This window comes from Pseudomonas sp. SAS7 (genome assembly GCF_052112345.1).
Lineage (GTDB): Bacteria > Pseudomonadota > Gammaproteobacteria > Pseudomonadales > Pseudomonadaceae > Aquipseudomonas > Aquipseudomonas putida_Q.
The window spans coordinates 549,242-574,200 of record NZ_JBEGGO010000001.1 but is presented as its reverse complement, the minus strand read 5'-3'; the positions used below and the strand labels follow the sequence as shown (position 1 = coordinate 574,200).

The following is a 24,959-nucleotide window of genomic DNA, read 5'->3' as shown; positions in this document are numbered from 1 at the left end:
CGTAGAATTGCGTTTTTCAGCAGAGGTCGACGCAGTGGAGTTGCAGCAGGGTTTTGTGCTGACCCGTCATTGGCATGACACGCCCGAAGGCACCTGCGTGGAGTTCTGGCTCGCAACCGATCAGGGGCCACGGCAGCTACGCCTGGCGCCACAGGTTTCGGTGGCGTTCATCCCGCAGGCGCATGAGGCCCACGCGCGGGTGTTGCTGGCCAACGAGCCCGGCGTCGAGCTGCGGCCACTGCGCCTGAAAGACTTCGACCAGCGCCCGGTGCTGGGGTTGTACTGCCGGCAGCACCGGCAACTGATGCAACTGGAGCAACGCCTGCGCACGGCGGGTATCGAGGTGTTCGAAGCGGATATCCGCCCACCCGAACGCTACCTGATGGAGCGGTTCATCACTGCCCCGGTCCAGTTCACCGGCCAACCCGACGCCCAGGGCGTCCTCTGCGAGGCCCAGCTCAAGCCCTCGCCAGGTTACCGCCCGCCGCTGCGCCTGGTGTCGTTGGACATCGAAACCAGCGAGCGCGGCGAGTTGTACAGCATCGCCCTTGAAGGCTGCGGCCAGCGTCAGGTGTACATGCTCGGCCCGGCCAATGGCACGGCCGATGGCCTCGATTTCGACCTGCACTACTGTGCCGATCGCGCCGCGCTGCTGGCCTGCCTCAACCAGTGGATGGCCGAGCATGACCCGGATGCAATCATCGGCTGGAACCTGGTGCAGTTCGACCTGCGCCTGCTGCATGAGCACGCCAAAGCGCTGCAGGTGCCGCTGGCGTTGGGGCGTAAAGGTGTCCCGATGACGCTACGTAGCCATGCCGGTGGTGGCCACGTGTTCGCCGATGCGCCGGGGCGGCTGTTGATCGACGGCATCGAGGCGCTGCGTTCGGCAACCTGGAGCTTCCCGTCGTTCAGCCTCGAGAACGTTGCCCAGACGCTGCTCGGTGAAGGCAAAGCCATCGACACGCCTTACCAGCGCATGGACGAGATCAACCGGCGCTTTGCCGAAGACAAACCGGCCCTGGCGCGATACAACCTCAAGGACTGTGAGCTGGTCACGCGCATATTTGCCCACACCCGCCTGCTGGAGTTCCTGCTGGAGCGGTCATCGGTCACCGGCCTGGCGGTAGACCGCAGCGGCGGGTCGGTCGCCGCGTTTTGCCATTTGTACATGCCGCAGATGCACCGTATGGGCTTTGTGGCCCCCAACCTCGGCAGCCGCCCTGACGAAGCCAGCCCCGGTGGCTTCGTCATGGACTCGCGCCCTGGCCTGTACGACTCGGTGCTGGTGCTGGACTACAAGAGCCTGTATCCGTCGATCATTCGTACCTTCCTGATCGACCCGGTCGGGTTGGTGGAAGGCTTGCGTGTCCCCGATGACCAACATTCGGTGGAAGGCTTTCGCGGTGGGCGTTTTTCGCGCAGCCAGCATTGCCTTCCGGCCATTGTCGAGCGTGTGTGGCAGGGCAGGGAAGCGGCCAAACGTGACGGCAACGCGGCGTTGTCACAGGCATTGAAGATCATCATGAACGCGTTCTACGGGGTGCTGGGCTCCAGTGGTTGTCGCTTCTTCGACCCCCGGTTGGCCTCGTCCATCACCATGCGTGGGCACCAGATCATGCGCCAGACCAGGGCGCTGATCGAGGCGCGCGGCTTTGACGTGATCTATGGCGACACCGATTCCACCTTCGTCTGGCTCAAGGGTGCCCATGCGGAGGAAGACGCGGCGCGCATCGGCCGCGAGCTGGTGGCCGAAGTCAACCAATGGTGGCAGGCACACCTGCGCGAAACCATGAACCTGCAGAGTGCCCTCGAACTGCAGTTCGAAGTGCATTACCGGCGCTTCCTGATGCCCACCATCCGCGGCACCGATGAAGGCAGCAAGAAGCGCTATGCCGGCCTTGTGCAGCGGGCTGATGGTTCTGAAGAGATGGTTTACAAAGGCCTGGAGTCGGTACGCACCGACTGGTCGCCGCTGGCCCGGGAGTTTCAGCAGGCGCTCTACGGCCGTGTGTTTCGCGGCGAACCCTACCGTGATTATGTCTGCGAGTATGTGCAGCGGACGTTGGCGGGCGAGCAGGACGAGCTGCTGGTGTATCGCAAGCGCCTGCGCAGGCCGCTGGCCGATTACCAGCGCAACGTGCCGCCGCATGTGCGTGCCGCACGCCTTGCCGACGAGTACAACAAGCGCCTGGGGCGCCCTCTGCAATACCAGCGCGGGGGCTGGATCAGCTACGTGATCACCACCGCCGGCCCTGAACCACTGGAAAACCTGCAGGCACCGATCGACTACGATCACTACATCAGCCGTCAGCTACAACCGGTGGCAGATGCCATCCTGCCCTTTGTCGGCGATGATTTTGCCCGTCTTACCGACCATCAATTGCTGCTGTTCTGATCGGGTGGTAGATAGCTAGGCGTCAGCACGCAGCAACAGTCTTCAGACTCGCACCTCCACGTTATCGCGGAGGCAGAGATGCTCAACAATAGCAGTCAGCAAGCGGCTGCGGCCGACACCCTTGCCATGGCGCAAGCATGGCAGGACCAGTACATCGCACAGCGCCTGTCGCCCTGGATGATGCGGCTGAGCGTGGCAGAATTCACCCTCCTGAGCGGTGCGCTGATGGAACTGCTGGCCTGCCGCGAAGGCTTGTCGGCAGCGTTGGCGCGGCTAGACAACCTGGATGCATTTACCCGGCCCTTGTTGCACGAAGCGCTTGGCGCCCACGGCGAACTCGACGTTGATCGCCTGTTCTTTCGCCAGTGGTACACCTTCACCTCGCCCACCGTCAGTTATGTCACCAGCAGGCTTCCCGTTGTCGACAGCGACTACTACGACATCCCGGTGCTCGAAGCCGCTTTGGGGAATTTCACAGCAGAACAGCAGCGCGACCAGCCCCGTGGCAATTGCCTGGTCGATGAGCTCGGCGCACAGCGTAGTGAACTGTCCGCACTACGCTTCGCCAAATTGTGTCGAGAACTGGACCTTGGCCAGAAGTACCAGGCGCATCTGGACTCTGTTCTGCAGCCCGAGGTCAGGGGATTGTTGGCGCGACGGGAACGCTACAGCATGCTGGTGGATGCCCTGCAGGCCAGGGCGCAAGGCGTATTGAGCGCAGGCCAGCTGCAGTGGGTGGTGCAGTTGTGCCTTCAGGGTACCCTGGGCCAGCTCGAAGGCGCACCTGTTCGCGTCCGGCAGTTGGCGTTGTTCGGTTGCAGTTTGCAGCAGATCGTGGTGCTGGACGTGGTCGATGAGGGTGTGTTGTACAACACCAGCAAGCGCGTGCTGGTCTATGTGCCGGGGGACCCGCACGGCCCCTGGAGCGTGCGCAGCGACCTGGAAGATTATGCCCGCCGGGTACTTGGCAAGCGCCTGCGCGAAGATGACTACCGGCGGTTTTTCAACCGCTTCGTGCGCCGTCGCGACAGCCAGCGATTCTTCTCGGCCGTCAGCGAACGGCTCGATGACGTGACCGCGTGGGCGACCAGGGACCTTGATGAGCAAACCTTCGCCTACAGCTTGCCGCTGTTCGAACACCTCGCTGACGATTGGGTCGCCCGGATCAAGGATGATGCTGCGATCATTGCCCCACCGGTGGGCCAGCTTGATCGCGAAGTCCAGGCCGAGCATGGCCGCCGTCTGCGTGCTGAAGGCTGGACCCTGTTGGGTATTGCAGGGTTCTTCGTGCCCGGTATCGGCGCGGTGTTGCTGGGGGTGATGGCCTGGGAGCTGCTTGAGCAGACGTTTCAGGCTGTAGGGGACTGGCAGGACAACGAGCGCAATGCGGCGCTGGCGCATCTGCTGAATGTGGGCAAAGGGCTGTTGGCTGTCGGGGCAACCGTTGCCGTCGTCGCTACGGCCCGTCGCGCCTGGAGCGAGGTGGACAAGCTGGTACCGACGCAGCTGGCTGGCGGCGAGGAAAAACTGTGGAACGCAGACCTCAAGCCTTATCGCTGCGAAAGCCCGCCGGACACGGCAACGCGGGACATGGAGCGTGTGTACCATTTGGGCGAGCGTCGCTGGATCAGCTTGGATGGTCACTGGTATGAGGTGGGTTGGTGCGATGCCGATGAACAGTGGCAACTGCTCCCCTATCAGGGTTACGCGCCGCCGCTACGTCACAATGGTGCCGGTGCATGGCGGCTGTGGTGCGAGCAGCCAGCCGAGTGGGACGACGCCCACCAGCTGTTCCGTCGCCTGGGCAGGCCATTCAGCGACCTCGATGCCGCGCAGATCGACCAGGTGCTGGCGGTTCATGGTCTTGACGACCAGCATTTGCGGGCATGGCATGTGTATGGCCGGGCGCCTGAAGCCGTGCTGGTCGATACCGTCGACCGCGTGATTCTCGCCGGCCGTGTCCGCACGCTGGTCAACCAGTTGCGTGAGGGCGTGGCCACCGCCGATCCGCAGTTGCTGGAGCGGGTGATGAGTCTCCCCCAGGCAGCCGACAAGGGCGGGGCAGCGCTGGCCGATGTGGCCTGGGCAGGGCGACGAGCGTTGTTCCAGCGTTTGTACGAAGAGCAGAACCCCGACACTGACACTGGGCGCCCATTGCGCCGGGATTTTGCCAGCCTGCACCGCCTGGCGGCGGACGAGGTGTTGCGCGATGTCAGCGAAGATGACCTGCAGCAGCTTCGCGAGACCGGGCGCGTGCCGTTGTTCATGGCCGAGGCGGCAAGGTTGCAGGTTGCGCGGATTCGAGTCGCGCGGGTGTATGAGGCGCTGAGCATCGATACGCCGCAAACCCTCGACCTGGCGCGGGTGGTGCTGAACCTGCTGGTCGACGTGCCTGGGGCTGACGGGCCCGGGTGGCAATTGTTCGACGGTGATGCCAGCGAACCGCTGCTCGCGATCGAGGGCGCGGGCCAGACGTTTGACCTGCTTCACCAGCATGGGGTGTTCCGCTTGCGTGATCCTTCACGGTCATTGACCAGTGAGGCGGGCGAGTTGTTCGAGACCCTGGCTGCGGCTTATGACGAGCCGTCTCAGGCGGCCATCGGCCAGGGCGACGCCTTCGTGCCTGCACTGCGCCAGGCCCTGGCACAGGTTGCAAGTGGCCAAAGGCAGGCGGTGGTAAATGTGCTCAGGCTGGACCGGCCGCGTGGCTCATTTCTCGCGCCGCAACGGCTCGATGATGGCCGGATTGGCTACCCCCTGGCTGGCGGCAGGTTATGGGCCGCGCTGGGGCTGTCCAGGCCGAGGGCATTTCAGGCACGGCTTCGAGACCTGTACCCAGCCCTCAGTGATGAACAGATCGGCCGTTGGCTGGCGTCAGACAACGCGCAAGCCAGGTTGCGCATGCTGGAACAGCAATATGCACTGCTCAGCACTCACCTCAACAGATGGGTACGCAATGCATTTCCCACACCGGAACTGGCCGCCCGGCGTGAGTTCAGAAAGGGCCTTGTCGACTGCTGGCGCTGGCTTGTACCCGAACTTCAAGAGGATGCGACGGTGGAGGGGGCACGCTTCATGCTGACCCAGACCCGCAGCCGCTTGCAGCAACTGCCTGCACTGCCGGCGCAAGTAACTTTTCCCCACGTCTCGATCCTGGCCTTGCGTGCCATGCGCCTGGAGCAGATTCCGGATGAGTTCCTGCGGGCATTTCCCAACTTGCGCAACCTGGAAATCACCCAGTGTCGCCTCAGGCGTTTGCCTTTGCCTCTGATGCTTGCCCAAAGGCTGGAAGTGCTCGATCTGTCGGGTAACCAGATCGTACTCGACGAAAGCCAGGCATTGATCCTGGCGGGTTGTCGTTCGCTGGTGTACCTGAACCTTTCGGACAACCCATTGGGCAGGGCATTCTCGGTCTTCGCAATGACCGAGCTCAATGCCCTGCACCTGCCACACACCCATATGCCCGAGTGTCCTTATGGGGTGATGGACGCGCCAGCCCTGCACACGCTGGACCTTCGCGGCAACAGCATTGACGAATTGCCCGAGGGTTTTCATCTGTCGCAACTGTGGCGCTGGGGCAGGGTCGAGCTTTCCGGCAACCTGCTGGCGGCTGCGCCTGAAGCGCTTTCTGTCTGGCACTGGCTTGAGGCAAGCCGCGTTCCATATCGGCTGCGCTTTCTGGATGTGTTGGCAGTCGGGCGCCGCGACGAAATGGCCGCGTTGTGGGTCCATCTTGAGGCAGAGGAACAATCGGCTGACTTCTTCAATACCCTGTCGGTGTTGACGGCGTCGGGGGCATTCAGGTTCTCGTCGACCGCGTCCGCCCTCGCATCCCGTGTGCTCGAGATGTTTCAGGCGATGAGTGAGGATGATGCGCTCAAGCAGGAGTTGTTCGAACACGCAGCGTCGACCGATTGCCAGGATAACGCCGCTGCTCGCTTCGCTGATCTGGAACTGCGAGTGATGATATGGCGGACGCGACGCGGCGAGTTTGCCCGCCAGCCTGAGCGGGCTTTGCTATGGCTCGGTGGTCGGTTGTGGCGGTTGGCGTTGCTCGACCAGATTGCCGCTGAACATGCCCAGCGGTTGGGGGCGGGGAATGAGTCGATCGAGTTCGCCCTGGCATACCGGATCGCCCTGCGCAGGGCGTTGGACTTACCCGCCCAGCCAGACGAAATGCTTTACCCAGGTATTGCTGCGCTAAGCAAGCAGGACGTTCGCGTGGCCCGTGAAATCGTCCTGGCGGGCCAGACCCGGGAAGGCATTGCTCATTTTCTGTCGCGGCAGTGGTTCTGGCAGGATTACCTGCGCGCGACCTTCCCGGCTCGCCTGCAAGTGCCGCATCATATGCACGCTGAGCTAGAGCGGCTGATGGCCTTGGGGGGCCGGGATGCGGAAATCGCACGGCTGCACATCAGCAATCAGCAACGGGAGCACGCAGTGTTGCTGCAGCTGACGCTGGAAGCGCTCGACAGGCATTCGCCGCCGCGTCTGCTGCATTAGGTGTTCAAACCCTGGGCAGGCCCGCGTGGCGCCAGCGGCTTTGCGCTATGCTCTGATTGTGCGCTGATTTTTACGCAGATGGTGCCGGCCGGTCATGGAAATCGGAAGTTACCTTTGTGCCGAGCACGTCTGTGGCTGTTGGTTTAGGCTCCCGCGTCGGATCTTTCTCCATGATCTGTAGTCTTTGGTTTATCGAGAGAATAAGGAGATACGCATGCTCGTCCGGTCACTGACCCTCGCTACCTTGCTCGCTGTCGCCGGCCCGCTGCTGGCGGCCGACAGTGACGCACCGCTGGCCAAGGAAGTGGGCAAGGCCAGGCCCTTGGTGGTCATCGCGCCCAGCAGCGCAGACCCAACCTTGCGCGGATTGAACAAGGCCCTCGAGGACCCGGCCACCCAGGCCGCCTTCAAGGAGCGCAACCTGGTGCTGTACAGCGTCGCCAACATGATGGGCAAGCGCGAGGACAAGAACCTCGAACAACAGACCACCATGGCCCTGATTCGTGAACTGAAACTGGGCGCGAGCAAGGGCACCAAGGTGATCCTGGTGGGCAAGGACGGCGAGCGGCACATGCTCAAGGACGACGAGTCTGGCGACCCCATCGACCCGCAGGCGATTCTCAAGGCGGTCGATGAACTGCCCGCAAGCGAAAAAGCTGTGGCCGCACCTGAGCCAGTAGCGGCGGCACCGGAAACCAAGGCCAAGGACAGCAAGCCTGCCAAGCCAACCAAGCCTGCAAAGCCGGCTGCGCCGCCAAAGCCGCTGGAAGACTGAATACCTGCATCGGCCCCGGTACACCCGGGGCTGCTGTATTGCATTGTATCCGGCTGCACAACAGACCCACTCCCTTACAAAACCGCAGGCTGCTCGATACAACCACGACACAGCGCAACGGCCTAATGGCTCCACTTTCCAACCACAGTGGAGCTACATCATGACTCAAGCACGAAACACCATCGGCCTGCTGGGTGCCGCCCTGATCGGCAGCATGGCCTTGACCAGCAGTGCATTCGCGATTGAACCGTTGGCCCAGGGTTACCAACTGGCATCGGCCAAAGTGGCCGGCGAGGGTAAATGTGGCGAAGGCAAGTGTGGCGGCAGCGGCAAGGCTAGCCAGGGCGAAGGTAAATGCGGGGAGGGCAAGTGCGGCGATGCCTCGTTCGCCAGGACGGACAGCGACCACGACGGCAAGGTTACGCGGGAAGAGTTTCTGGCGGTGGCCAAGGACCGTGCCGGTGACTTCGACAAGATCGACCGCAACCATGATGGCTTCATCTCCGAACAGGAAGCTGCGGATCACCTGAAGGCGATCTATCAGGCCAACGGCAAGGCCATGCCCGAGGGGCTGTTCAGCCACCTGGCCGGCAAACCCTGACCCATTGACCTTGAAATGACGCAACGCCCCGCCTGCTGGTCAGGCGGGGCGTTGTGCCTGTTGGAGGCCTGTTTATGCACTTTACGACGTTGAATGCCGGGCTTGGGCTGCGCCGCGGCCTGCTGCCTGAATTGCTGGCGATGAACGCCGGTGCAGTGGATTTTCTCGAATGTGCACCAGAAAACTGGATTGCCGTTGGCGGTGCTTATGGCAAAGGCCTTGCCCAGCTGGCCGAGCGTTTTCCCATCACCTGCCATGGGCTGTCGTTGTCGCTGGGTGGCAGTGCGCCGCTGGACCGGGTTTTTCTCGACAAGACCCGTCAGTTTTTAGATCGGCACCAGGTGCGGGTGTACAGCGAGCACTTGAGCTATTGCAGTGATGACGGGCACCTGTACGACCTGATGCCCATTCCGTTTACCGATGAAGCCGTGCGCCATGTGGCCGGGCGCATACGTCAGGCGCAAGCACACCTGGAACGGCGCATTGCCGTGGAAAACATCAGCTACTACGCCGCACCGTACCAGGCGATGAGTGAGCTCGAATTCATCCGGGCGGTACTCGATGAGGCCGATTGCGACCTGCTGCTGGACGTCAATAACGTCTTCGTCAATGCCTGCAATCACGGGTACGACGCCAAGGCGTTTCTTGAGGGCCTGCCTGTGGCGAGGGTGACCGGCATGCACGTGGCTGGCCATTACGATGAAGCGCCAGACCTCAAGGTCGACACCCATGGGGCACCGGTCAAGGAAGATGTATGGGCGCTGTACGCGGTCGCTTGTGCGCGCTTTGGCGTGCAGCCGACGGTGCTCGAACGTGACTTCAACTACCCGCCACTGGCCGAGCTGTTGGCAGAGGCGGCACGTATCCGCGCTGTACAGCGTGTTTGGGGTGGGCAAACGCATGAATGAGACACTGCGTGAACAGCAATACACCCTGGCCCGGTACCTGCGCGACCCACAGCATAATGCCCCACCGCCCGGTGTGGAGGCGCGGCGGCTGAAGGTTTACCGTGAATTGTTCTACGGCGCCATCGAAGGCCTGCTGGCCGGGAGCTTTCCGGTGATGCGCCAGGCCTTGGGCGAGCAGCGCTGGCATGCGCGGGTACGTGATTTCTATGCCAGCTACCGAAGCCAGACCCCCTTGTTTACCAAGATTGCCGAAGCGTTCGTTGATTATCTGCAAAGCGTCGAGCTGGATGCGCCCTGGCAGTTGGAGCTGGCCCACTACGAGTGGATCGAGTCGCAGCTCTACCTGAGCGATGCCGAGGACCCGGTGCATGACCCTGCTGGCGACCTGCTGAACGGGGAGCCGCTGTTGTCTTGCGTGGCGCGGGTGCTGGCCTATCGTTGGCCGGTGGAGCGTATTGCGGCGGACTATCAGCCAACGGTTGCGCCAGAGACGCCAACCTTGCTGCTGGTTTATCGCGATGCCGCGTTGCAGGTGCGCTTTGCGCGGTTGGCGCCGCTGGCGTATCGGTTGCTGGCGTTGGAGCAGGGCACCGGTCGGGCGCGGCTGGAGGCATTGGGAGGGGAGTTGCAGCAGGGGCTGGCATTACTGGAAGGGTTGCGCGGGCAGGGCGTCATCGTCGGTACGGTTTGAGGGCCTTGGGGGCTGCATGGCAGCCCCAGCCAACTCACCTGCGAAATCGCGCACTGAGCCAATGATCCAGACTGAACCGACCGGCCCCCGTCAGCAGCAAGGGCAGCAATGCTACCAGGTAGATCAGTGGCAACTTGTAATTGCCGAAGCCCTGGTCGGTAATGGCATAGCCCTGGGCCAGTTCGGCCAGGCTCGACCAGTGCGCCGGCCAGTGCACTGCCGCTATTGCCACGACGGTCACCACCATCAGGCCCAATGACGCCAGTCGGGTACCCAGGCCCAGCAACAGCAGCAACGGCAGTACCAGTTCCGCCCACATCGACAGTTGCCAGTTCAGCTCGGCGGGCAGCAGGTTGAAGGGGAACGGAAAGCTACCTTGCAGGTCGGCAAACCAGTTGCTGCCATTGAACTTCTCCAGCCCGGATTCGAAAAACTCCCAGGCCAGGAACAGCCGTAACGGCAGGTCCGCGCTCCAGTTGCCGAAGTGGTCGAAGGTGGTCAGGTTAAAGGCTTTCATCAAGATGACTCCCGGGTATGGTTGTGTGACCGGGAGTGTGTGGCGGTGGGGTATCTGCGGTGTGTCGGCGGTGCTGGGGTTGTGTACCGGATTGTAGGTGTGCGCTCGCCTGTCAGCTGAGCTCGATTCGCGCGCACAGCCCGCCACTGTCGCGGTTGCTCAGGGTCAGCCGACCCCCCATGGCCTGGATCAGCTGGTGGGCAATGGCCAGCCCCAGCCCGGTGCCGCCCGTGCTGCGATTGCGTGAACCCTCCACTCTGTAGAACGGCTTGAGCACTTCATCCAGCTCGTCGGCGGGAATTCCAGGCCCGTTGTCGAGCACACGGATCACGGTCATGCCGCCCTCGCGGCACACCTCCAGCTCGGCGGCGCCGGCAAACTTGAGGGCATTGTCCACCAGGTTAACCAGCACTCGGCGCAGGGCGTGCGGGCGAGTTTCCAGCAGGCTGCCGGTGCTGCCATTGCGCTCTACCTGCGCGCCGCTGTCCTGGTAGTCGAACACCAGGCTGTCGAGGAAGGCGTCGAGGTTGATCCTGCACGGGGCTTCGGTGCTGGTATCCATGCTGCGGGCGTACGCTACGCCTTCGCGCACCAGGTGCTCCATTTCGCCCAGGTCGCTCCACAGTTTGTCCTTCTCTACCCCTTCGTCCATCACTTCGACACGCAGCTTCATGCGTGTGATCGGCGTTTGCAGGTCGTGGGAAATGGCCGCCAGCAACTGCATGCGTTCCTTGAGGTGGGCGGTAATGCGCGCCTGCAGGGCGTTGAAGGCCACAGCGGCGTAGCGCACCTCGCGCGGGCCGCTTTCATCCAGCTGTATGCCGGGTTTGTCCGGGTCGAGGTTGTCCACCGCGCGGGCCAGGCGGGTCAGAGGGCCTATGGCCAGGTGCACGGCCAACCAGGTGCACAGCAACAAGACGGCCAGCTGGATCAGCAACACCATGGGCAGCCAGCGGGCCACCGGAACCGGCGATGGGGTGACGTCGATGGTCAGCGGTGCGCCATCGGCCAGGCTCAGGTGCGCCTGGAAGTGGGGGTTCGGGCCGGGGATGTCCTGGAAGGTCAGGCGGTAGTCGCTGCCGATGGCCTTGACGATCGACTCGGCGGCCATGGGCGGGTCGCTGCTGGGCATCACCTCGCCGGCCAGGCCCTGATCGAGACGGTAGCGGTAGGTATGCCGTTCCAGGCGCGGCAGCCAGGCCGCACGTTCGGCCGCAGGCAGGCGGTCGAGTATGGCCACCGATGTGGCCACGTCCTGCTCCAGGTTGCTGAGCATCATCGAGCGGCTGCTGATGTAGCGCTCGTAGGCCTGCAGGCCAAACGACAAGCCGTAGGCCAGCACCAGGCCGGTGAAGAAGATAAGCGCCAGGCGCGAAGCCAGGGTGCGTGGCCATTTCATGACGGCGACTCGAGCAGTTGCACCGGCAGCGAGAACACATAGCCTTCGCTGCGCACGGTCTTGATGCAGCTGGGTTCGCGGGCGTCGTCGCCCAGGCGCTGGCGCAGGCGGCTGACCAGCAGGTCGATGGAGCGGTCGAACAGGTCGGCTTCGCGGCCCTGGGTCAGGTTGAGCAGCTGTTCGCGGCTGAGCACCCGCTGCGGGTGGTCGAGAAACACCCGCAACAGGCGGTACTCGGCGCCACTCAGGGCCACCAGGGTGCCTTCGTTGTCGAGCAGGTGGCGCGCGGTGGTGTCCAGCCGCCATTGGCCGAAGCGCAGCAGGCGGCTGCTTTCGCTGATGGTGAGGTTGGGTGGCAGCATGCGCGTGCGGCGCAGCACGGCATTGATACGGGCCAGCAGTTCGCGGGCCGAGAACGGCTTGGTGAGGTAATCGTCGGCGCCCATTTCCAGGCCGATGATGCGGTCGGTTTCATCGTTGCGGGCTGTCAGCATCAACACGGGCGTGTTGCGGTGCTTGCCGGCGCGCAGTTCGCGGCACAGCAGCAGGCCATCGTCGCCCGGCATCATGATGTCGAGAACGATCAGGTCGACGCTGTTGGCTTCGAGGAAGGCGCGCATCTGCCGGCCGTCGGCGACGATGCTGGTGCGCAGGCCGTTCTTCTTCAGGTAGTTGCCGACCAGTTCGCGGATCTCGCGGTCGTCGTCGACGATCAGGATGTGATCGACGTGTTCCATGCGCAGCGTTCCTGTTCGAGTGGGGTTGGCGCAGTGTACCCGGCGTGTTTGCGCTTGCCTGCGGGGGTTTGTATTGCAGTGTATCTGGCAGGGATGGCAACCGTGCATGGGGTTGCTTGAAGCGCCTCGCGCCTAGGCCGCGCAGCGCCAGGAATCGACCGCCTGGCCGATAAAAGCCGGGTACGGGGCTGGTTCAGAGCCTGATTGCACTACAGCGCGTACAATGACGCCTCGGGTAACTGTATTTCAGTGGCTCATTACCGAGTAGCCTACATGTACCAGACATACCCCGGCGCAGCCCAAAGAGCACACGAACGCCTTTGCGAGCAAATCGAAACGTTCCTCCAGCATGGCGGCCATATCCAGCACGTAGCCAGCGGTGTCACCGGCACCCCGTATGGCGTAGCCAAAGCTCAGTGGACCAAGGAGCGTACAGCCAAGCCTTGATGGCCTGCCTTTGCTGCCTGAACCCACCACCATTCGGGCGCTTCAAAACCCATTCTTGAAGGGGCACGCCCGTGAGCGAAGAGCCAAGCGACGGTGTAATCGCCGTCTGCATAGGTATTTCAGAACAACAAGTGACCGAATACCGCCGGGAGAGCTTTCTGCTGGGAGACGGGTCATGGCTCGTGCATTTTGCTTTCATCATGCCCAAAGAGCTCCGTCATCAACTCACAGGCAGTTTTACACTCTTGTTGAAGGCCTCACGAGCGCCTGGCGATACCCGCCAGGCGAACGAGTGGCGACCATGAAGAAAGTTCAATACAGGAACTGTACGTAAAGAAGGTCGTTGTTGGTTAGTTTCTGATAGATTGTGTCCGGTGGTCTGATACCTGTCTTTTGTTTTCAAGCAGGGCGCATACTCAATAAGCTCAGAATATCTGGGCCTATGAGAGGTGCTTATGTACGGTAAAAACCAGACAGGGCAGGACTCGCCGGAGAGTGATCCGGAAATTGATCAGGATCGCCAAGTGTTGGGCAATGATCGTCTTGTTCAGTCTCCAACTGATGATCGGGATGATTACATCGACCCTGACCCTGTTACTGAGGCCGAGCCAGTGCCTGCAGAAAAGCTTTTGGCCTCGAACGCACCGAGATTCAGCCGCCATTCGGACGGCCCGGATACCCCGTGGAGACGCGCCTGGCTGCACTGACCCTGTGCTGATAGATCGCATGACAAAGCATGCTTTTTCCAGCGTTCCACATCTTGAAGAACAGTATGATGGGCCATTTAATACAGGTGGCTCTATCGAGGTTTTTATGAAAGATAAGCAAACCGTTCAAAGCGGTAGTTGCTCGGGTGATGGCGACAATAAATCCACTCCGCGTTCCAGCAAAGGTGAAAACAGAGGGCCGCTTACAGAGCGTGCTTCGAGGGCTGAGTTGTACAGCCGTCACGATAAAGTTGAACCCGTGAGTGACAACAAACGTTAGTGTGTCACTACGTGCAGCTATTGTATCCGTTTGTACAGCCGGGGCGCCCTTAGTGGGCGCCTTTTTTTTATAACTACCTGCTTGCGAAGGATTTTCCATGATTTCACGAGGTTTTTCCGACAGGGATGCAGCTACAGGCGGACGCACATCCCGGGGTTGAGTGACACAGACGGGATACTTGGCAGGCGTCAAATGGCTCTCGACCGGGGAACAACACCCCCCACTGCCAAGCGTTACACAGGAGAGATGCCATGAACTTCAAAACTTTCGCCAGCGCCAGCCTGTTCGCCGTGCTCAGCTTTGGCGGCATTGCCGCCCAGGCCGCCACCGCACCCATGGCCGATGCCGGTGCCATGCAGTACCGCTACGGTGAACACCTGGATGTGAAGAAAGTGCTGTCGGTGCAGGACGACCAGAGCGACGCCTGCGGCCTGGTGAACACCCGTATGGACTACCTCGACTCCAAGGGCCATCAGCAGAGCGTGCAGTACCGCACCTATGCCACCGGCGGTTGCCATGAGAATTGATCGCCGCCTGATGCTGAAGGTGGGTGGTATTGCCCTGGCGCTGACGGGGCTGGGTTTGGCCGGCCACCTGATGGCCCGTGACAGCTACGGCGCGATGCCGTCGCTGTCGGGGGCCAGCCAGTGGATCAACTCGACTCCGCTGGATGGGCCAGCGCTCAAGGGCAAGGTGGTGCTGGTGGACTTCTGGACCTGGGACTGCATCAATTGCCAGCGCAGCCTGCCTCATGTGAACGACTGGGCGCGGCGCTATGCCGACCAGGGGCTGGTGGTGGTGGGTGTGCATACGCCGGAGTACGACTACGAGCACGATGTGGGCACCCTGCGTAACAAGGTGGCTGGGCTGGGTATCGGTTACCCGGTGGCGGTGGACAACGACCATAAGGTGTGGAATGCCTGGGGCAATCAGTTCTGGCCGGCGCATTACTTTGTCGACCGCAAGGGGCAGGTGCGCCATGTGCACTTTGGCGAGGGGGATTATGGCGGGCAGGAACAGGTGATACAGGCTTTGCTGGCTGAAAAAGGTGACTAGCCTGAACCGGCCTCTTCGCGTCGAACCGCCGCGAAGAAGCCAACACTTTTCTATCAGGTGAAACTGGCAAAGTGCGCCTGCATCCGCGCCGCATCCGCCTGGCGCCCGCTGAACAGCTCGAACGCCTTTACCGCCTGGAACACCGCCATGTTGCTGCCATCCAGCGTGCGGCAACCCAGTGCCCGAGCCGCACGCAGCAGTTCGGTTTCCAGCGGGAAGTAGATGATTTCCGCAACCCATAATCCCGCATGCAGGAGCTCGACCGGCAGCGGTGTGCCTGGCAGCTTGGCCATGCCGACCGGCGTGGTGTTGACCAGCCCGTCCGCCTCGGCCACGGCTGCGGCCAGGTCGGTGCCGAGCACGGCACGGCCAGCGCCGAAATGGCCATTCAGGTTGTCTACCAAGGCCTGCGCGCGGGCCGCATCCACTTCGAACAGCACCAATTGCTCGACCCCTTCACCCAGCAGGGCGTGGGCCACGGCCGAACCGGCGCCACCGGCACCCATCTGTACCACCTGGCGCCGAGCCACGTCGGGCAGGCCGCGGCGCAAGCCTTCGGCAAAGCCCAGGCAGTCGGTGTTATGGCCGACGCGCTTGCCGTCCTTGAGCACCACGGTATTCACCGCGCCGATGCCACGGGCTTCGTCCGACAGTTCGTCGAGCAGTGGCAGGATCGACTGCTTGAACGGGTAGGTGATGTTCAGCCCGGTGAAGCCTGTGTGCTGCGCGGCGTCGAGCAGGCCGGGCAGGGCGCTGTCCTCCAGTTGCAGCTGGTCGGCATCGATCAGACGGTACAGGTAGCGCAGGGCCTGAGCGTCACCTTCGTGTTCGTGCAGGGCGGGAGTGCGCGACAGCTGGATGCCGCGCCCGATCAGGCCGGCGAGGATGGCGTGCTGGCTCATGCCGTGCGCTCCTGGAACATTTCGGCGAAGTGGCTGAGGGCCATGCGGTAGCCATGGCTGCCCAGACCGCAGATCACACCGACGGCAATGGACGATACGAATGACAGGTGGCGGAACGGCTCGCGCTTGTGCACGTTGGACAAGTGCACTTCGATGACCGGCACTTCGCTGGCCACCAGGGCGTCGCGGATGGCCACTGAGGTGTGGGTCCAGGCGCCGGGGTTGATCACGATACCGGCGCAACGGCCGCGGGCGGCGTGGATCCAGTCGATCAGTTCGCCTTCGTGGTTGGTTTGGCGGAATTCGATTTCCAGGCCGTTGGCATGGGCAGTATCGGCACAGCTCTGGGCCAGGTCAGCAAGGGTTTCGTGGCCGTATTGGGCAGGCTCGCGGGTACCCAGCATGTTCAGGTTGGGGCCGTTGAGCACGAGAATAAGGGGCTTCATGACGAGCATCGCTTTGTTGTTGTTGGATGCACCTAGTTTTGTACCGCCTGGTTAGTTTAGTCAATTGGACTAAAACGCCGCACAGGGAAAGTGGGCGATTATCGAACCCTCAGCATGTACATACCCCCTGTAGGAGCAGCCTTGTGCTGCGAAGAGGCCGGTACTGCCACAGTAGATGTAATGGCATTGTCGGCCTCTTCGCAGCACAAGGCTGCTCCTACAAAGAGAAACGCAGCTGGATTACAGAATTGTAATTTTCCCGCCACCGCCCCGATAAGCACGGCTTTCTACAGTCCTTCGCCTACACGCGTCGACGAGGATTTGTTCGTGCCCATCCCCCGCAAGATCGCCTTGCTCTGCCTGCTGCTGGCCAGTGCCGCCAGCGCCCAGGCCAGTCAGAGCCTGAGCCTGCCGCAGGCGCTGGCCGCCGCCTTTGCGCAAAACCCGGAGCTGGCCGCAGCCGGCCGGGAAATCGGCATTGCCGACGGCGAGCGGCGCCAGGCCGGGTTGCTCCCCAACCCAGAGCTCTCCTGGGAGGTCGAGGACACCCGCCGCGACACCAGCACCACCACCGTCACCCTCAGCCAGCCGCTGGAACTGGGCGGCAAGCGTGGCGCACGGATTGCCGTGGCCGGTACCGGCCAGGCCATGGCCCAGCTTGGCCTGGAACGCCAGCGCAACGGCCTGCGTGCCGATGTGGTGCAGGCGTTTCACGCCGCCTTGCGCGCGCAGACTGCACTGGAGCTGGCGCAGCAATCACAGGCATTGACCGAGCGCGGGCTGCGCGTGGTGCAGGGGCGGGTGACCGCTGGCCAGTCCTCGCCTGTGGAGGCCACCCGTGCCCAGGTGCAACTGGCCCAGGCCCAGGCTGAAGTGCGCCGCGCGCACACCCAGCGCAGTGTGGCCTACCAGGCTCTGGCACGCCTGACCGGGAGCCCGTTGGCAAGCTTCGACCAGTTGCAGGCCGCCAACCTTTCGCCTGGCGTGGCGCCCAGTGCCGACGCGTTGCTCGACCGGGTTGAACAAACGGTCGAATGGCGCCTGGCTGCTGCCCAGGTCGAGCGCGGCGACGCGTCGCTGGGGTCGGAAAAGGCTCAGCGTATTCCCAACCTCACCGTCAGCCTCGGTAGCCAGTACAGCCGCGAGGACCGCGAGCGCGTGAATGTAGTTGGCCTGTCCATGCCATTGCCGCTGTTCGACCGCAACCAGGGCAACGTGCTGGCGGCGGCACGCCGTGCCGACCAGGCGCGTGACTTGCGTAACGCCGTGGAACTGCGCCTGCGTAGCGAAACCCGCAGCGCCGTCAGCCAGTGGCACACGGCGATGCAGGAGGTGGACGCCTACGACCGCACCATCCTGCCCTCTGCGCAGCAGGCTGTGGACACCGCCACCCGTGGTTTCGAAATGGGCAAGTTCGCGTTCCTCGATGTACTCGACGCCCAGCGCACGCTGATCGAGGCCCGCGGGCTGTACCTCGAGGCTCTGGCATCGGCGACCGACGCCAGGGCGCAGGTCGAGCGGATTTATGGCGACCTCGATGACCTGAGCACCCCCTTGAACAGCAGGAGCAACAATGACTAACCCACGCAAGATAGCCCTTCTGGTCGCCGCCATGGCCGCGCTCGGCCTGGGCGGGCTGGCCTGGACCGGCAACCTCGGCCAGGCGTCGAATGCGCAGGCCCGGCACGACGACCATGGCGAAGACAGCCACGGCCATGGTGCCGAGAAGGCGGCCGAAGGCCATGCCGAGGAAGGGCACGGCGAAGAAGAGGGCCAGTTGCACCTGTCCATCGCCCAGATCGAGGCCGCCGGCGTGCAGCTGGCCGCCGCCGGCCCTCGTGAGTTGGGCACCGCCTTCAGCTTCCCGGGGGAAATCCGCTTCGACGAAGACCGCACTGCTCACGTGGTGCCGCGTGTACCCGGCGTGGTCGAGGCGGTACAAGCCGAACTGGGCCAGGCGGTGAAGCGCGGCCAGGTCCTGGCGGTGATCGCCAGCCAGCAGATTTCCGACCTGCGCAGCGAGCAACAGGCCGCCCAGCGCCGCCTTGAGCTGGCGCGCCTGACCTTCCAGCGCGAACAGCAGCTGTGGCAGGAACGCATCAGCGCCGAGCAGGATTACCTGCAGGCGCGCCAGGTACTGCAGGAGGCCGAGATTGCCTTGGCCAACGCCCGGCAGAAGGTCGCCGCCGTGGGCCCGGCCGGCGCTGGCAACCGCTATGAGCTGCGCGCACCGTTCGATGCAGTCGTGGTGGAAAAGCACCTGAGCGTGGGCGAGGTGGTCGACGAGACCAGCAACGCATTCACGTTGTCCGACCTGAGCCGGGTCTGGGCAACCTTCGCCGTGGCCCCGCGTGACCTGGACAAGGTGGTGACCGGCCGCAATGTCACGGTCAGTGCGCCGGACCTGGGCGCTCAGGTCGAAGGCAAGGTCAACTACGTCGGCAGCCTGCTCGGCGAGCAGAACCGCGCCGCCACGGTCCGCGCCACCCTGGCCAACCCCAACGGCGCCTGGCGCCCCGGGCTGTTCGTCAATATCGCGGTCAGCGTCGAGCGCTTCAATGCCGCCGTGGTGGTGCCGGAAAGCGCCCTGCAAACCTGGGAAGAACAGACTGTCGTGTTTGCCCGCAACGAGGAAGGCTTCGAAGCCCGCCCGGTGAAGGCCGGCCGCCGCGACGCCGGCCACGTGGAAATTACCAGCGGCCTGGCGGCCGGTACCCAGGTGGCCGCCGCCGGCAGCTTTGTCCTCAAGTCGGAACTGGGCAAGGGCTCGGCCGAGCATAGCCATTGATCACGGGGACACCTGCATGTTCGAACGCCTGATCCAATTTGCCATCGAGCAGCGCCTGGTGGTGATGCTGGCCGTGGTCCTGATGGCCGCGGTGGGTATCCACAGCTACCAGAAACTGCCGATCGACGCTGTACCGGACATCACCAACGTCCAGGTGCAGATCAACACCGCCGCGCCCGGCTACTCGCCGCTAGAGACCGAGCAGCGCATCACCTTCGCCATCGAGACCGCCATGGCCGGCCTGCCTGGCTTGAAGCAGACCCGCTCGCTGTCGCGTTCGGGCCTGTCGCAGGTCACGGTGATTTTCGATGATGGCACCGACCTGTTCTTCGCCCGCCAGCTGGTCAACGAGCGCCTGCAAGTGGCCCGTGAGCAATTGCCCGAGGGGATCGAAGCGGGCATGGGGCCGATCTCCACCGGGCTGGGCGAAATCTTTCTGTGGACCGTGGAGGCCGAACAGGGCGCACTCAAGGAGGATGGCAACCCGTACACCCTGACCGACCTGCGGGTGATCCAGGACTGGATCATCAAGCCGCAGTTGCGCAATGTGCCGGGGGTGGCCGAAGTGAACAGCATCGGCGGCCATGCCAAGCAGTACCTGATTGCGCCGGAGCCCAAGCGGCTGGCGGCCTACAAGCTCACCCTCAACGACCTGATCGCGGCCCTGGAGCGTAACAACGGTAACGTTGGCGCCGGTTACATCGAACGCAATGGCGAGCAGTTGCTGATCCGGGCACCGGGCCAGGTGACCTCGGCCGAAGACATCGCCAATATCGTGATTTCCAGCGTTGACGGCACGCCGATCCGCGTCAGCCATGTGGCCGAGGTTGGCCTGGGCGAAGAACTGCGCTCAGGCGCGGCCACCGAAAACGGTCGGGAAGTGGTGTTGGGCACTGTGTTCATGCTGGTTGGCGAGAACAGCCGCACAGTGTCCCAGGCCGTTGCCGCCAAACTTGTCGAGATCAACCGCAACCTGCCCAAGGGGGTGGTGGCGGTGACCGTGTACGACCGCACCAACCTGGTGGAAAAAGCCATCGCCACGGTGAAGAAGAACCTGATCGAAGGCGCGATTCTGGTCATCGCCGTGCTGTTCCTGTTCCTGGGCAACATCCGCGCTGCACTCATCACGGCCATGGTCATTCCGCTGTCGATGCTGTTCACCTTCACCGGCATGTTCAGCAACAAGGTCAGCGCCAACCTGATGAGCCTGGGGGCACTGGACTTTGGCATCATCGTCGACGGCGCCGTGGTGATCGTGGAAAACGCCATCCGCCGCCTGGCCCATGCCCAGCAACGCCACGGCCGCATGCTGACCCGCAGCGAGCGCTTCCATGAAGTGTTCGCCGCCGCCCGTGAGGCACGTCGGCCGCTGATCTACGGGCAGTTGATCATCATGGTGGTGTACCTGCCGATCTTTGCCCTGACCGGGGTCGAGGGCAAGATGTTCCACCCCATGGCCTTTACCGTGGTCATGGCCCTGCTCGGCGCCATGATTCTTTCGGTCACGTTCGTGCCGGCGGCCATCGCCCTGTTCGTCACCGGCAAGGTCAAGGAAGAGGAAGGCCTGGTGATGCGCACGGCGCGTCAGCGCTATGCCCCGGTGCTGGCCTGGGTGCTGGGCCGGCGCAAGCTGGCGTTTGCCGCTGCGGCTACCCTGGTGGTGCTGTCCGGGGTCATGGCCAGCCGCATGGGCAGTGAGTTCATCCCCAGCCTCAGCGAGGGCGACTTTGCCTTGCAGGCCCTGCGCGTGCCGGGTACCAGCCTGACGCAGTCGGTCGACATGCAGCAGCGCCTGGAGCAGGCGATCATCGCCCAGGTGCCGGAAGTGGAGCGGGTGTTCGCCCGTACCGGTACTGCCGAAATCGCCTCCGACCCGATGCCACCGAACATCTCCGACGCCTATGTGATGTTGCGCCCGCGTGAGCAGTGGGTAGACCCAGGCAAGCCGCGTGACGAACTGATCGCCGAGGTACAGCGTGCTGCCGCCAGCGTGCCGGGCAGCAACTACGAGCTGTCGCAGCCGATCCAGTTGCGCTTCAACGAGCTGATTTCCGGCGTGCGCAGCGATGTGGCGGTGAAGTTGTTCGGTGATGACATGGACGTGCTCAACCGCACCGCCGCGCAGATCGCCAGCAGCCTGCAAGGTGTAGCGGGTGCGTCCGAGGTGAAGGTCGAGCAGACCACCGGCCTGCCGGTGCTGACCATCGACATCGACCGCGACAAGGCGGCCCGGCATGGACTGAACGTGGGTGACGTGCAGGACGCCATCGCCATTGCCGTGGGTGGCCGCACCGCGGGCACGTTGTATGAAGGTGACCGGCGCTTCGACATGGTGGTGCGCTTGCCGGAAACCTTGCGCACGGATGTGGACGGGCTTTCCAGCCTGCTGATCCCGGTACCGGCCAGTGCTGCCGTGGGCGCTGCGCAAATTGGCTTTATCCCGCTGTCCCAGGTGGCCACGTTGAACCTGCAACTGGGGCCTAACCAGGTCAGCCGCGAGGATGGCAAGCGGGTGGTGGTGGTCAGTGCCAACGTACGGGGGCGTGACCTGGGCTCGTTTGTGGAGGATGCCGAGCAGACGCTGATCCAGCAGGTGCAGATTCCGCCGGGTTACTGGACGCGCTGGGGTGGCCAGTTCGAACAGCTGCAATCGGCAACCGAGCGCCTGCAGGTGGTGGTGCCGGTGGCCCTGCTGCTGGTCATGGCGCTGTTGCTGATGATGTTCAACAACCTCAGGGATGGCCTGCTGGTGTTCACCGGGATTCCGTTTGCCCTGACTGGCGGGGTGCTGGCGCTGTGGCTGCGGGACATTCCGTTGTCCATTTCTGCTGGCGTGGGGTTCATTGCCCTGTCGGGGGTGGCGGTGCTCAACGGGCTGGTGATGATTGCCTTTATCCGTGGCCTGCGCGAACAAGGGCGGCCACTGCGGGTGGCAGTGGAAGAGGGCGCGCTGACGCGCTTGCGGCCGGTGCTGATGACGGCGCTGGTGGCTTCGCTAGGGTTCATTCCGATGGCCTTGGCTACCGGGACCGGGGCGGAGGTGCAGCGGCCGTTGGCGACGGTGGTGATTGGCGGGATTCTGTCTTCTACCGCGTTGACGTTGCTGGTGTTGCCGGCGTTGTATCAGTGGGCGTATCGGCGCGAAGAGCAGCAGGAGGGCTGATAATTTGGGGCCGCTTTGCGGCCCTTTTGCGGCACAAGGCCGCTCCTACAGGGTCCGCGTCATCCCCTGGCTGACACGGTCCCTGTAGGAGCGGCCTTGTGCCGCGAAAGGGCTGCAAAGCAGCCCCAAGATATCAAACGGTACTACGAGCTCCAGGCTGCACGCGGTCCCCTCCCACCTCATCATGCAACGAAATCCGCGAAGTCTCCGGCAACGCCAACCCGCCCACCAACGCCACCAGCGCAATAACCACCAGGTAAAACGCCGGTGCCAGGCTGCTGCCGGTCTGCCCGATCAGCCAGGTCGCCACCAGCGGCGCAGTACCGCCAAACAGCGTATAGGCCACGTTGTAGGTAATCGCCGAAGCGGTATAGCGGGTGCGGGTGGGGAAGCTCTCTGACAGCAACGCTGCGGTCACCACGCCACTGCACAAGGCCCCCACCGCCAGCAGGATCACCCCCAGCAGCGCACCGGACATCGAGCCCGAGCTGGCCAGCCAGTACGCCGGGAACACGCACAGCATCACCCACAGGCAGGTAAAGCCAATGGTCTTGCGCCGCCCCACCCGGTCCGAGAACGCCCCGGCCAGCGGGCAGCCGACAGCGGCAAACAGCAGCGCCACGGTGGTCACCAGCAGCGACTGCGCGCGGGTCAGGTTGCCCACCAGTTGCAGGTACGTGGCGAAGTAGGTGGTGAACATGTAGAACGACAGCGCGGTCAGCGAGATGAAAGCCCCCAGGTTGCGAATGACCCGGCCATGGTGACGCAGGGTGTGTTTGAGCGGCGAATGCTCATGCGCCTTGCCTTGGGCGACGGCTTCGCGAAATGCCGGGGTTTCTTCCATGCGCCAGCGCAGGTACAGGCCGACCAGCCCCAGCGGTGCGGCGATCAGGAACGGAACGCGCCAGCCCCAGGCATTCATCGCCTCGGCCGACAGGCTGGCTTCCAGCCCATAGGCGATCACAGCGGCGCAGGCGAAGGCGGAAAAGGTCGAGACCGGCACGAAGCTGCCGTAGAAGGCCCGCCTGTCGTTGGGCGCGTGCTCCATCAGGTAGGCGCAGGCCCCCGCGTACTCGCCACCGGCGGAAAAACCCTGCAGGCAGCGCGCCAGGGTAAGCAGCACGGGGGCTGCCAGGCCAATGCTGGCGTAGGTCGGCAGCAGGCCGATCAGGGTGGTGGAGCCGGCCATCAAGAGGATGGTCAGCGACAGGATGCGCTTGCGCCCCAGACGGTCTCCCAGCGCGCCGAATACGATCCCGCCCAGCGGGCGAAGGGCGAAGGCCACGGCGAACACCGCGAAAGTCTTGAGCAAAGCCACGCTGGCGTCTTCGCTGGCAAAGAACTGGCTGGCGATCAGTGTGGCGAGAAAGCCATACACGGCGAAGTCGAACCATTCGACGAAATTGCCGATGGCCGAGGCGGCGATCACCCTGCGCAGGGTGGCGGGGGATACCTCATGAGGTGCGGACATGCGGGTGCTCTCCGGTTCCATTGGCAGCCATGATGAAAGTGGCGCGGTCGGGCCGCGCCATCATTGTTGTGCTTGCCAGTAGATAACCGGGCGCAGGCCGGTGCTTTGTCGAGGGCGACCTCGGGATACCTGATTCAACCGGTGTAACGGTTTACAGCCGGCCGACCTTCCATGGGGCGTATTCCAGTTCGCTGTAGCCTTTGGCTTTGCCGTGCATGTCAGCCTTGAAGCCTGGCAGGCTGCTCAGGTCCAGCACCATGCAGCGGCTGTTGAGTTCGGCTTGCAGCTTGCCATCGAGACGAAAGTCATCCGGCCGGTTCGGGTGGGGATAGATTTGTACCAGGCAGCCTTGGACCTTGCCCTGCGCATTCGCCTCATAATAGAGCGATGCCCTGCCGATGCTGTTTACCGGCTGGTCGCGGAACAGGTGCTGCCAGAAAAATTCACGTTGTGCGTTGGCCTGGCGCCTTGGGGTATCCGGCGCCTGGGCGGCAGCGGGCAGGTCCACGAACAGCGGCGCACGTATTGCCACCGTGCCGTCCTCGTCGCGCATCGACTTGGGCACCACGGGATAGATGGTCTTCCAGCATTGCGCCTCGACCATGCTGGCCAACGCCGGGAAGTCCGAGCGGACCAGGTCGGCAGGCAGCACCTTTTCGTACTTCGTCGGTGCCTTGCTGGCTTTGCAGCTGATGGGCGCGGAATGCTGGTCGAGTTTGACATCCAGCATGACCACGCCGACCTGCTTGTCCGTGTCTGCTGTGGCGATGCCCAGCTTCAGGGCTTGCTGCATGTGGCTGACGAAGGTCTGGCGCGCCTGCTTGTCCGCCTCGGGGGGCGGCCGGTTCTGGCAACCTGCCAAGGCGATGAGTGCGGCGGCCACGATTGCCGGAGACAACGATCTGAACACAGAAACTTCCTTGATGTGATAGAGCCGGCCCTCATGCCGGCGGTGACAAGAAATTATCACGCGAAATGCGTGAGGACTGTGTGTGGTTTGTATGGAGAAATGTGGGACCGACTATTCTCCCCCATCACTCAAGCTACCACTCACCCGGTAGGAGCAGCCTTGTGCTGCGAAGAGGCCGGAAGGGCTGAATATCACCTTGTGCTGCAATGGCCTCTTCGCAGCACAAGGCTGCTCCTACAGGTGTTGGGCCCGCTGCCGAGAGT

General features: G+C 63.3%; 21 protein-coding genes. 14 read left to right on the top strand and 7 right to left on the bottom strand.

Translation table 11 applies throughout. The features are described from left to right. Nucleotides 1–34: 34 nt before the first annotated feature. The 6 genes from ABI582_RS02515 (at nucleotide 35) to ABI582_RS02490 (ending at nucleotide 9,873) form a co-directional block, all read left to right on the top strand. Entirely contained in the window at nucleotides 35–2,395 is a 2,361-nt protein-coding gene (locus ABI582_RS02515; protein ID WP_442118429.1) for a DNA polymerase II, read from the top strand. Between the two features lie 78 nt (nucleotides 2,396–2,473). Next, on the top strand, nucleotides 2,474–6,898 hold the full coding sequence (locus ABI582_RS02510) for an NEL-type E3 ubiquitin ligase domain-containing protein (protein WP_442118309.1): 4,425 nt from the start codon (nucleotides 2,474–2,476) through the stop codon (nucleotides 6,896–6,898). Nucleotides 6,899–7,112: 214 nt separating this feature from the next. Further along, nucleotides 7,113–7,673 carry a DUF4174 domain-containing protein gene (locus ABI582_RS02505; RefSeq protein ID WP_442118308.1) on the top strand — a complete coding sequence of 187 codons (561 nt, stop codon included), beginning with the start codon at nucleotides 7,113–7,115 and terminating at the stop codon, nucleotides 7,671–7,673. A 160-nt stretch (nucleotides 7,674–7,833) separates the two neighbouring features. Further along, complete coding sequence (locus tag ABI582_RS02500) at nucleotides 7,834–8,274, top strand: HvfA family oxazolone/thioamide-modified RiPP metallophore (protein WP_442118307.1); 441 nt, start codon at nucleotides 7,834–7,836, stop codon at nucleotides 8,272–8,274. A 74-nt stretch (nucleotides 8,275–8,348) separates the two neighbouring features. Beyond that, entirely contained in the window at nucleotides 8,349–9,182 is an 834-nt protein-coding gene (locus ABI582_RS02495; RefSeq protein ID WP_442118306.1) for an HvfB family MNIO-type RiPP peptide maturase, read from the top strand. Further along, nucleotides 9,175–9,873, top strand: coding sequence for an HvfC family RiPP maturation protein (locus tag ABI582_RS02490; protein ID WP_338746825.1), 699 nt, complete (start codon nucleotides 9,175–9,177; stop codon nucleotides 9,871–9,873). Before ABI582_RS02495 ends, ABI582_RS02490 begins: the two co-directional genes overlap by 8 nt. Before the next feature lie 34 nt (nucleotides 9,874–9,907). Here the strand turns inward: ABI582_RS02490 and ABI582_RS02485 are convergent, their stop codons facing one another. The 3 genes from ABI582_RS02485 to ABI582_RS02475 all read right to left on the bottom strand — a co-directional run bounded on the left by ABI582_RS02485 (nucleotide 9,908) and on the right by ABI582_RS02475 (nucleotide 12,526). After that, on the bottom strand, nucleotides 9,908–10,390 hold the full coding sequence (locus ABI582_RS02485; protein WP_442118305.1) for an HvfX family Cu-binding RiPP maturation protein: 483 nt from the start codon (nucleotides 10,388–10,390) through the stop codon (nucleotides 9,908–9,910). 112 nt (nucleotides 10,391–10,502) lie between these two features. Further along, nucleotides 10,503–11,789 (bottom strand): sensor histidine kinase, encoded by a 1,287-nt coding sequence (locus ABI582_RS02480; protein ID WP_442118304.1) that lies wholly within the window; start codon nucleotides 11,787–11,789, stop codon nucleotides 10,503–10,505. Further along, nucleotides 11,786–12,526, bottom strand: a complete 741-nt coding sequence (locus tag ABI582_RS02475) for a response regulator (RefSeq protein ID WP_019471113.1) — start codon at nucleotides 12,524–12,526, stop codon at nucleotides 11,786–11,788. Before ABI582_RS02475 ends, ABI582_RS02480 begins: the two co-directional genes overlap by 4 nt. 273 nt (nucleotides 12,527–12,799) lie before the next feature. Between ABI582_RS02475 and ABI582_RS02470 the strand changes: the two genes are divergently transcribed. The 5 genes from ABI582_RS02470 to ABI582_RS02450 all read left to right on the top strand — a co-directional run bounded on the left by ABI582_RS02470 (nucleotide 12,800) and on the right by ABI582_RS02450 (nucleotide 15,016). Further along, nucleotides 12,800–12,973 carry a hypothetical protein gene (locus ABI582_RS02470; RefSeq protein WP_442118303.1) on the top strand — a complete coding sequence of 58 codons (174 nt, stop codon included), beginning with the start codon at nucleotides 12,800–12,802 and terminating at the stop codon, nucleotides 12,971–12,973. Between the two features lie 455 nt (nucleotides 12,974–13,428). Beyond that, complete coding sequence (locus tag ABI582_RS02465; RefSeq protein ID WP_442118302.1) at nucleotides 13,429–13,680, top strand: hypothetical protein; 252 nt, start codon at nucleotides 13,429–13,431, stop codon at nucleotides 13,678–13,680. Nucleotides 13,681–13,699: 19 nt separating this feature from the next. Continuing rightward, on the top strand, nucleotides 13,700–13,960 hold the full coding sequence (locus ABI582_RS02460; RefSeq protein WP_258656360.1) for a hypothetical protein: 261 nt from the start codon (nucleotides 13,700–13,702) through the stop codon (nucleotides 13,958–13,960). A gap of 251 nt (nucleotides 13,961–14,211) precedes the next feature. Continuing rightward, complete coding sequence (locus tag ABI582_RS02455) at nucleotides 14,212–14,487, top strand: DUF2790 domain-containing protein (RefSeq protein ID WP_258656361.1); 276 nt, start codon at nucleotides 14,212–14,214, stop codon at nucleotides 14,485–14,487. A 10-nt stretch (nucleotides 14,488–14,497) separates the two neighbouring features. Beyond that, nucleotides 14,498–15,016, top strand: coding sequence for a thioredoxin family protein (locus ABI582_RS02450; protein WP_258657653.1), 519 nt, complete (start codon nucleotides 14,498–14,500; stop codon nucleotides 15,014–15,016). 53 nt (nucleotides 15,017–15,069) lie between these two features. On the opposite strand, the gene ABI582_RS02445 is transcribed toward ABI582_RS02450, so the two are convergent. Then, nucleotides 15,070–15,918 carry a shikimate dehydrogenase gene (locus ABI582_RS02445; RefSeq protein WP_041167787.1) on the bottom strand — a complete coding sequence of 283 codons (849 nt, stop codon included), beginning with the start codon at nucleotides 15,916–15,918 and terminating at the stop codon, nucleotides 15,070–15,072. Next, nucleotides 15,915–16,364 carry a type II 3-dehydroquinate dehydratase gene (gene aroQ / locus ABI582_RS02440; protein WP_442118301.1) on the bottom strand — a complete coding sequence of 150 codons (450 nt, stop codon included), beginning with the start codon at nucleotides 16,362–16,364 and terminating at the stop codon, nucleotides 15,915–15,917. Before aroQ ends, ABI582_RS02445 begins: the two co-directional genes overlap by 4 nt. A gap of 327 nt (nucleotides 16,365–16,691) precedes the next feature. On the opposite strand from aroQ, the gene ABI582_RS02435 reads away from it, so the two are divergent. Genes ABI582_RS02435 through ABI582_RS02425 form a run of 3 tightly spaced genes read left to right on the top strand, consistent with a single transcriptional unit; the run spans nucleotide 16,692 to nucleotide 22,315 of the window. Beyond that, nucleotides 16,692–17,945, top strand: coding sequence for a TolC family protein (locus ABI582_RS02435; protein WP_442118300.1), 1,254 nt, complete (start codon nucleotides 16,692–16,694; stop codon nucleotides 17,943–17,945). Then, on the top strand, nucleotides 17,938–19,152 hold the full coding sequence (locus ABI582_RS02430; protein WP_442118299.1) for an efflux RND transporter periplasmic adaptor subunit: 1,215 nt from the start codon (nucleotides 17,938–17,940) through the stop codon (nucleotides 19,150–19,152). The genes ABI582_RS02435 and ABI582_RS02430 overlap by 8 nt, the downstream gene beginning before the upstream one ends. A 16-nt stretch (nucleotides 19,153–19,168) precedes the next feature. Continuing rightward, nucleotides 19,169–22,315: an efflux RND transporter permease subunit gene (locus ABI582_RS02425; RefSeq protein ID WP_442118298.1), complete on the top strand. Its 3,147-nt coding sequence runs from the start codon at nucleotides 19,169–19,171 to the stop codon at nucleotides 22,313–22,315. A gap of 133 nt (nucleotides 22,316–22,448) precedes the next feature. Here the strand turns inward: ABI582_RS02425 and ABI582_RS02420 are convergent, their stop codons facing one another. Next, complete coding sequence (locus ABI582_RS02420) at nucleotides 22,449–23,786, bottom strand: MFS transporter (RefSeq protein WP_442118297.1); 1,338 nt, start codon at nucleotides 23,784–23,786, stop codon at nucleotides 22,449–22,451. A gap of 151 nt (nucleotides 23,787–23,937) precedes the next feature. After that, a complete protein-coding gene (locus ABI582_RS02415; protein ID WP_442118296.1) occupies nucleotides 23,938–24,696 on the bottom strand; it encodes a hypothetical protein in 759 nt (252 codons plus the stop codon). Nucleotides 24,697–24,959: the final 263 nt, after the last annotated feature.

Bases quoted from the DNA above. Each gene is read 5' to 3' on its own strand.
- ABI582_RS02455 (WP_258656361.1), top strand. From the start codon at position 14,212: ATGAACTTCAAAACTTTCGCCAGCGCCAGCCTGTTCGCCGTGCTCAGC.
- ABI582_RS02450 (WP_258657653.1), top strand. From the start codon at position 14,498: ATGCTGAAGGTGGGTGGTATTGCCCTGGCGCTGACGGGGCTGGGTTTG.
- ABI582_RS02460 (WP_258656360.1), top strand. From the start codon at position 13,700: ATGACAAAGCATGCTTTTTCCAGCGTTCCACATCTTGAAGAACAGTAT.
- aroQ (WP_442118301.1), bottom strand. From the start codon at position 16,364: ATGAAGCCCCTTATTCTCGTGCTCAACGGCCCCAACCTGAACATGCTG.
- ABI582_RS02430 (WP_442118299.1), top strand. From the start codon at position 17,938: ATGACTAACCCACGCAAGATAGCCCTTCTGGTCGCCGCCATGGCCGCG.
- ABI582_RS02490 (WP_338746825.1), top strand. From the start codon at position 9,175: ATGAATGAGACACTGCGTGAACAGCAATACACCCTGGCCCGGTACCTG.
- ABI582_RS02505 (WP_442118308.1), top strand. From the start codon at position 7,113: ATGCTCGTCCGGTCACTGACCCTCGCTACCTTGCTCGCTGTCGCCGGC.
- ABI582_RS02510 (WP_442118309.1), top strand. From the start codon at position 2,474: ATGCTCAACAATAGCAGTCAGCAAGCGGCTGCGGCCGACACCCTTGCC.
- ABI582_RS02485 (WP_442118305.1), bottom strand. From the start codon at position 10,390: ATGAAAGCCTTTAACCTGACCACCTTCGACCACTTCGGCAACTGGAGC.
- ABI582_RS02480 (WP_442118304.1), bottom strand. From the start codon at position 11,789: ATGAAATGGCCACGCACCCTGGCTTCGCGCCTGGCGCTTATCTTCTTC.
- ABI582_RS02495 (WP_442118306.1), top strand. From the start codon at position 8,349: ATGCACTTTACGACGTTGAATGCCGGGCTTGGGCTGCGCCGCGGCCTG.
- ABI582_RS02425 (WP_442118298.1), top strand. From the start codon at position 19,169: ATGTTCGAACGCCTGATCCAATTTGCCATCGAGCAGCGCCTGGTGGTG.
- ABI582_RS02465 (WP_442118302.1), top strand. From the start codon at position 13,429: ATGTACGGTAAAAACCAGACAGGGCAGGACTCGCCGGAGAGTGATCCG.
- ABI582_RS02470 (WP_442118303.1), top strand. From the start codon at position 12,800: ATGTACCAGACATACCCCGGCGCAGCCCAAAGAGCACACGAACGCCTT.
- ABI582_RS02420 (WP_442118297.1), bottom strand. From the start codon at position 23,786: ATGTCCGCACCTCATGAGGTATCCCCCGCCACCCTGCGCAGGGTGATC.
- ABI582_RS02475 (WP_019471113.1), bottom strand. From the start codon at position 12,526: ATGGAACACGTCGATCACATCCTGATCGTCGACGACGACCGCGAGATC.
- ABI582_RS02445 (WP_041167787.1), bottom strand. From the start codon at position 15,918: ATGAGCCAGCACGCCATCCTCGCCGGCCTGATCGGGCGCGGCATCCAG.
- ABI582_RS02500 (WP_442118307.1), top strand. From the start codon at position 7,834: ATGACTCAAGCACGAAACACCATCGGCCTGCTGGGTGCCGCCCTGATC.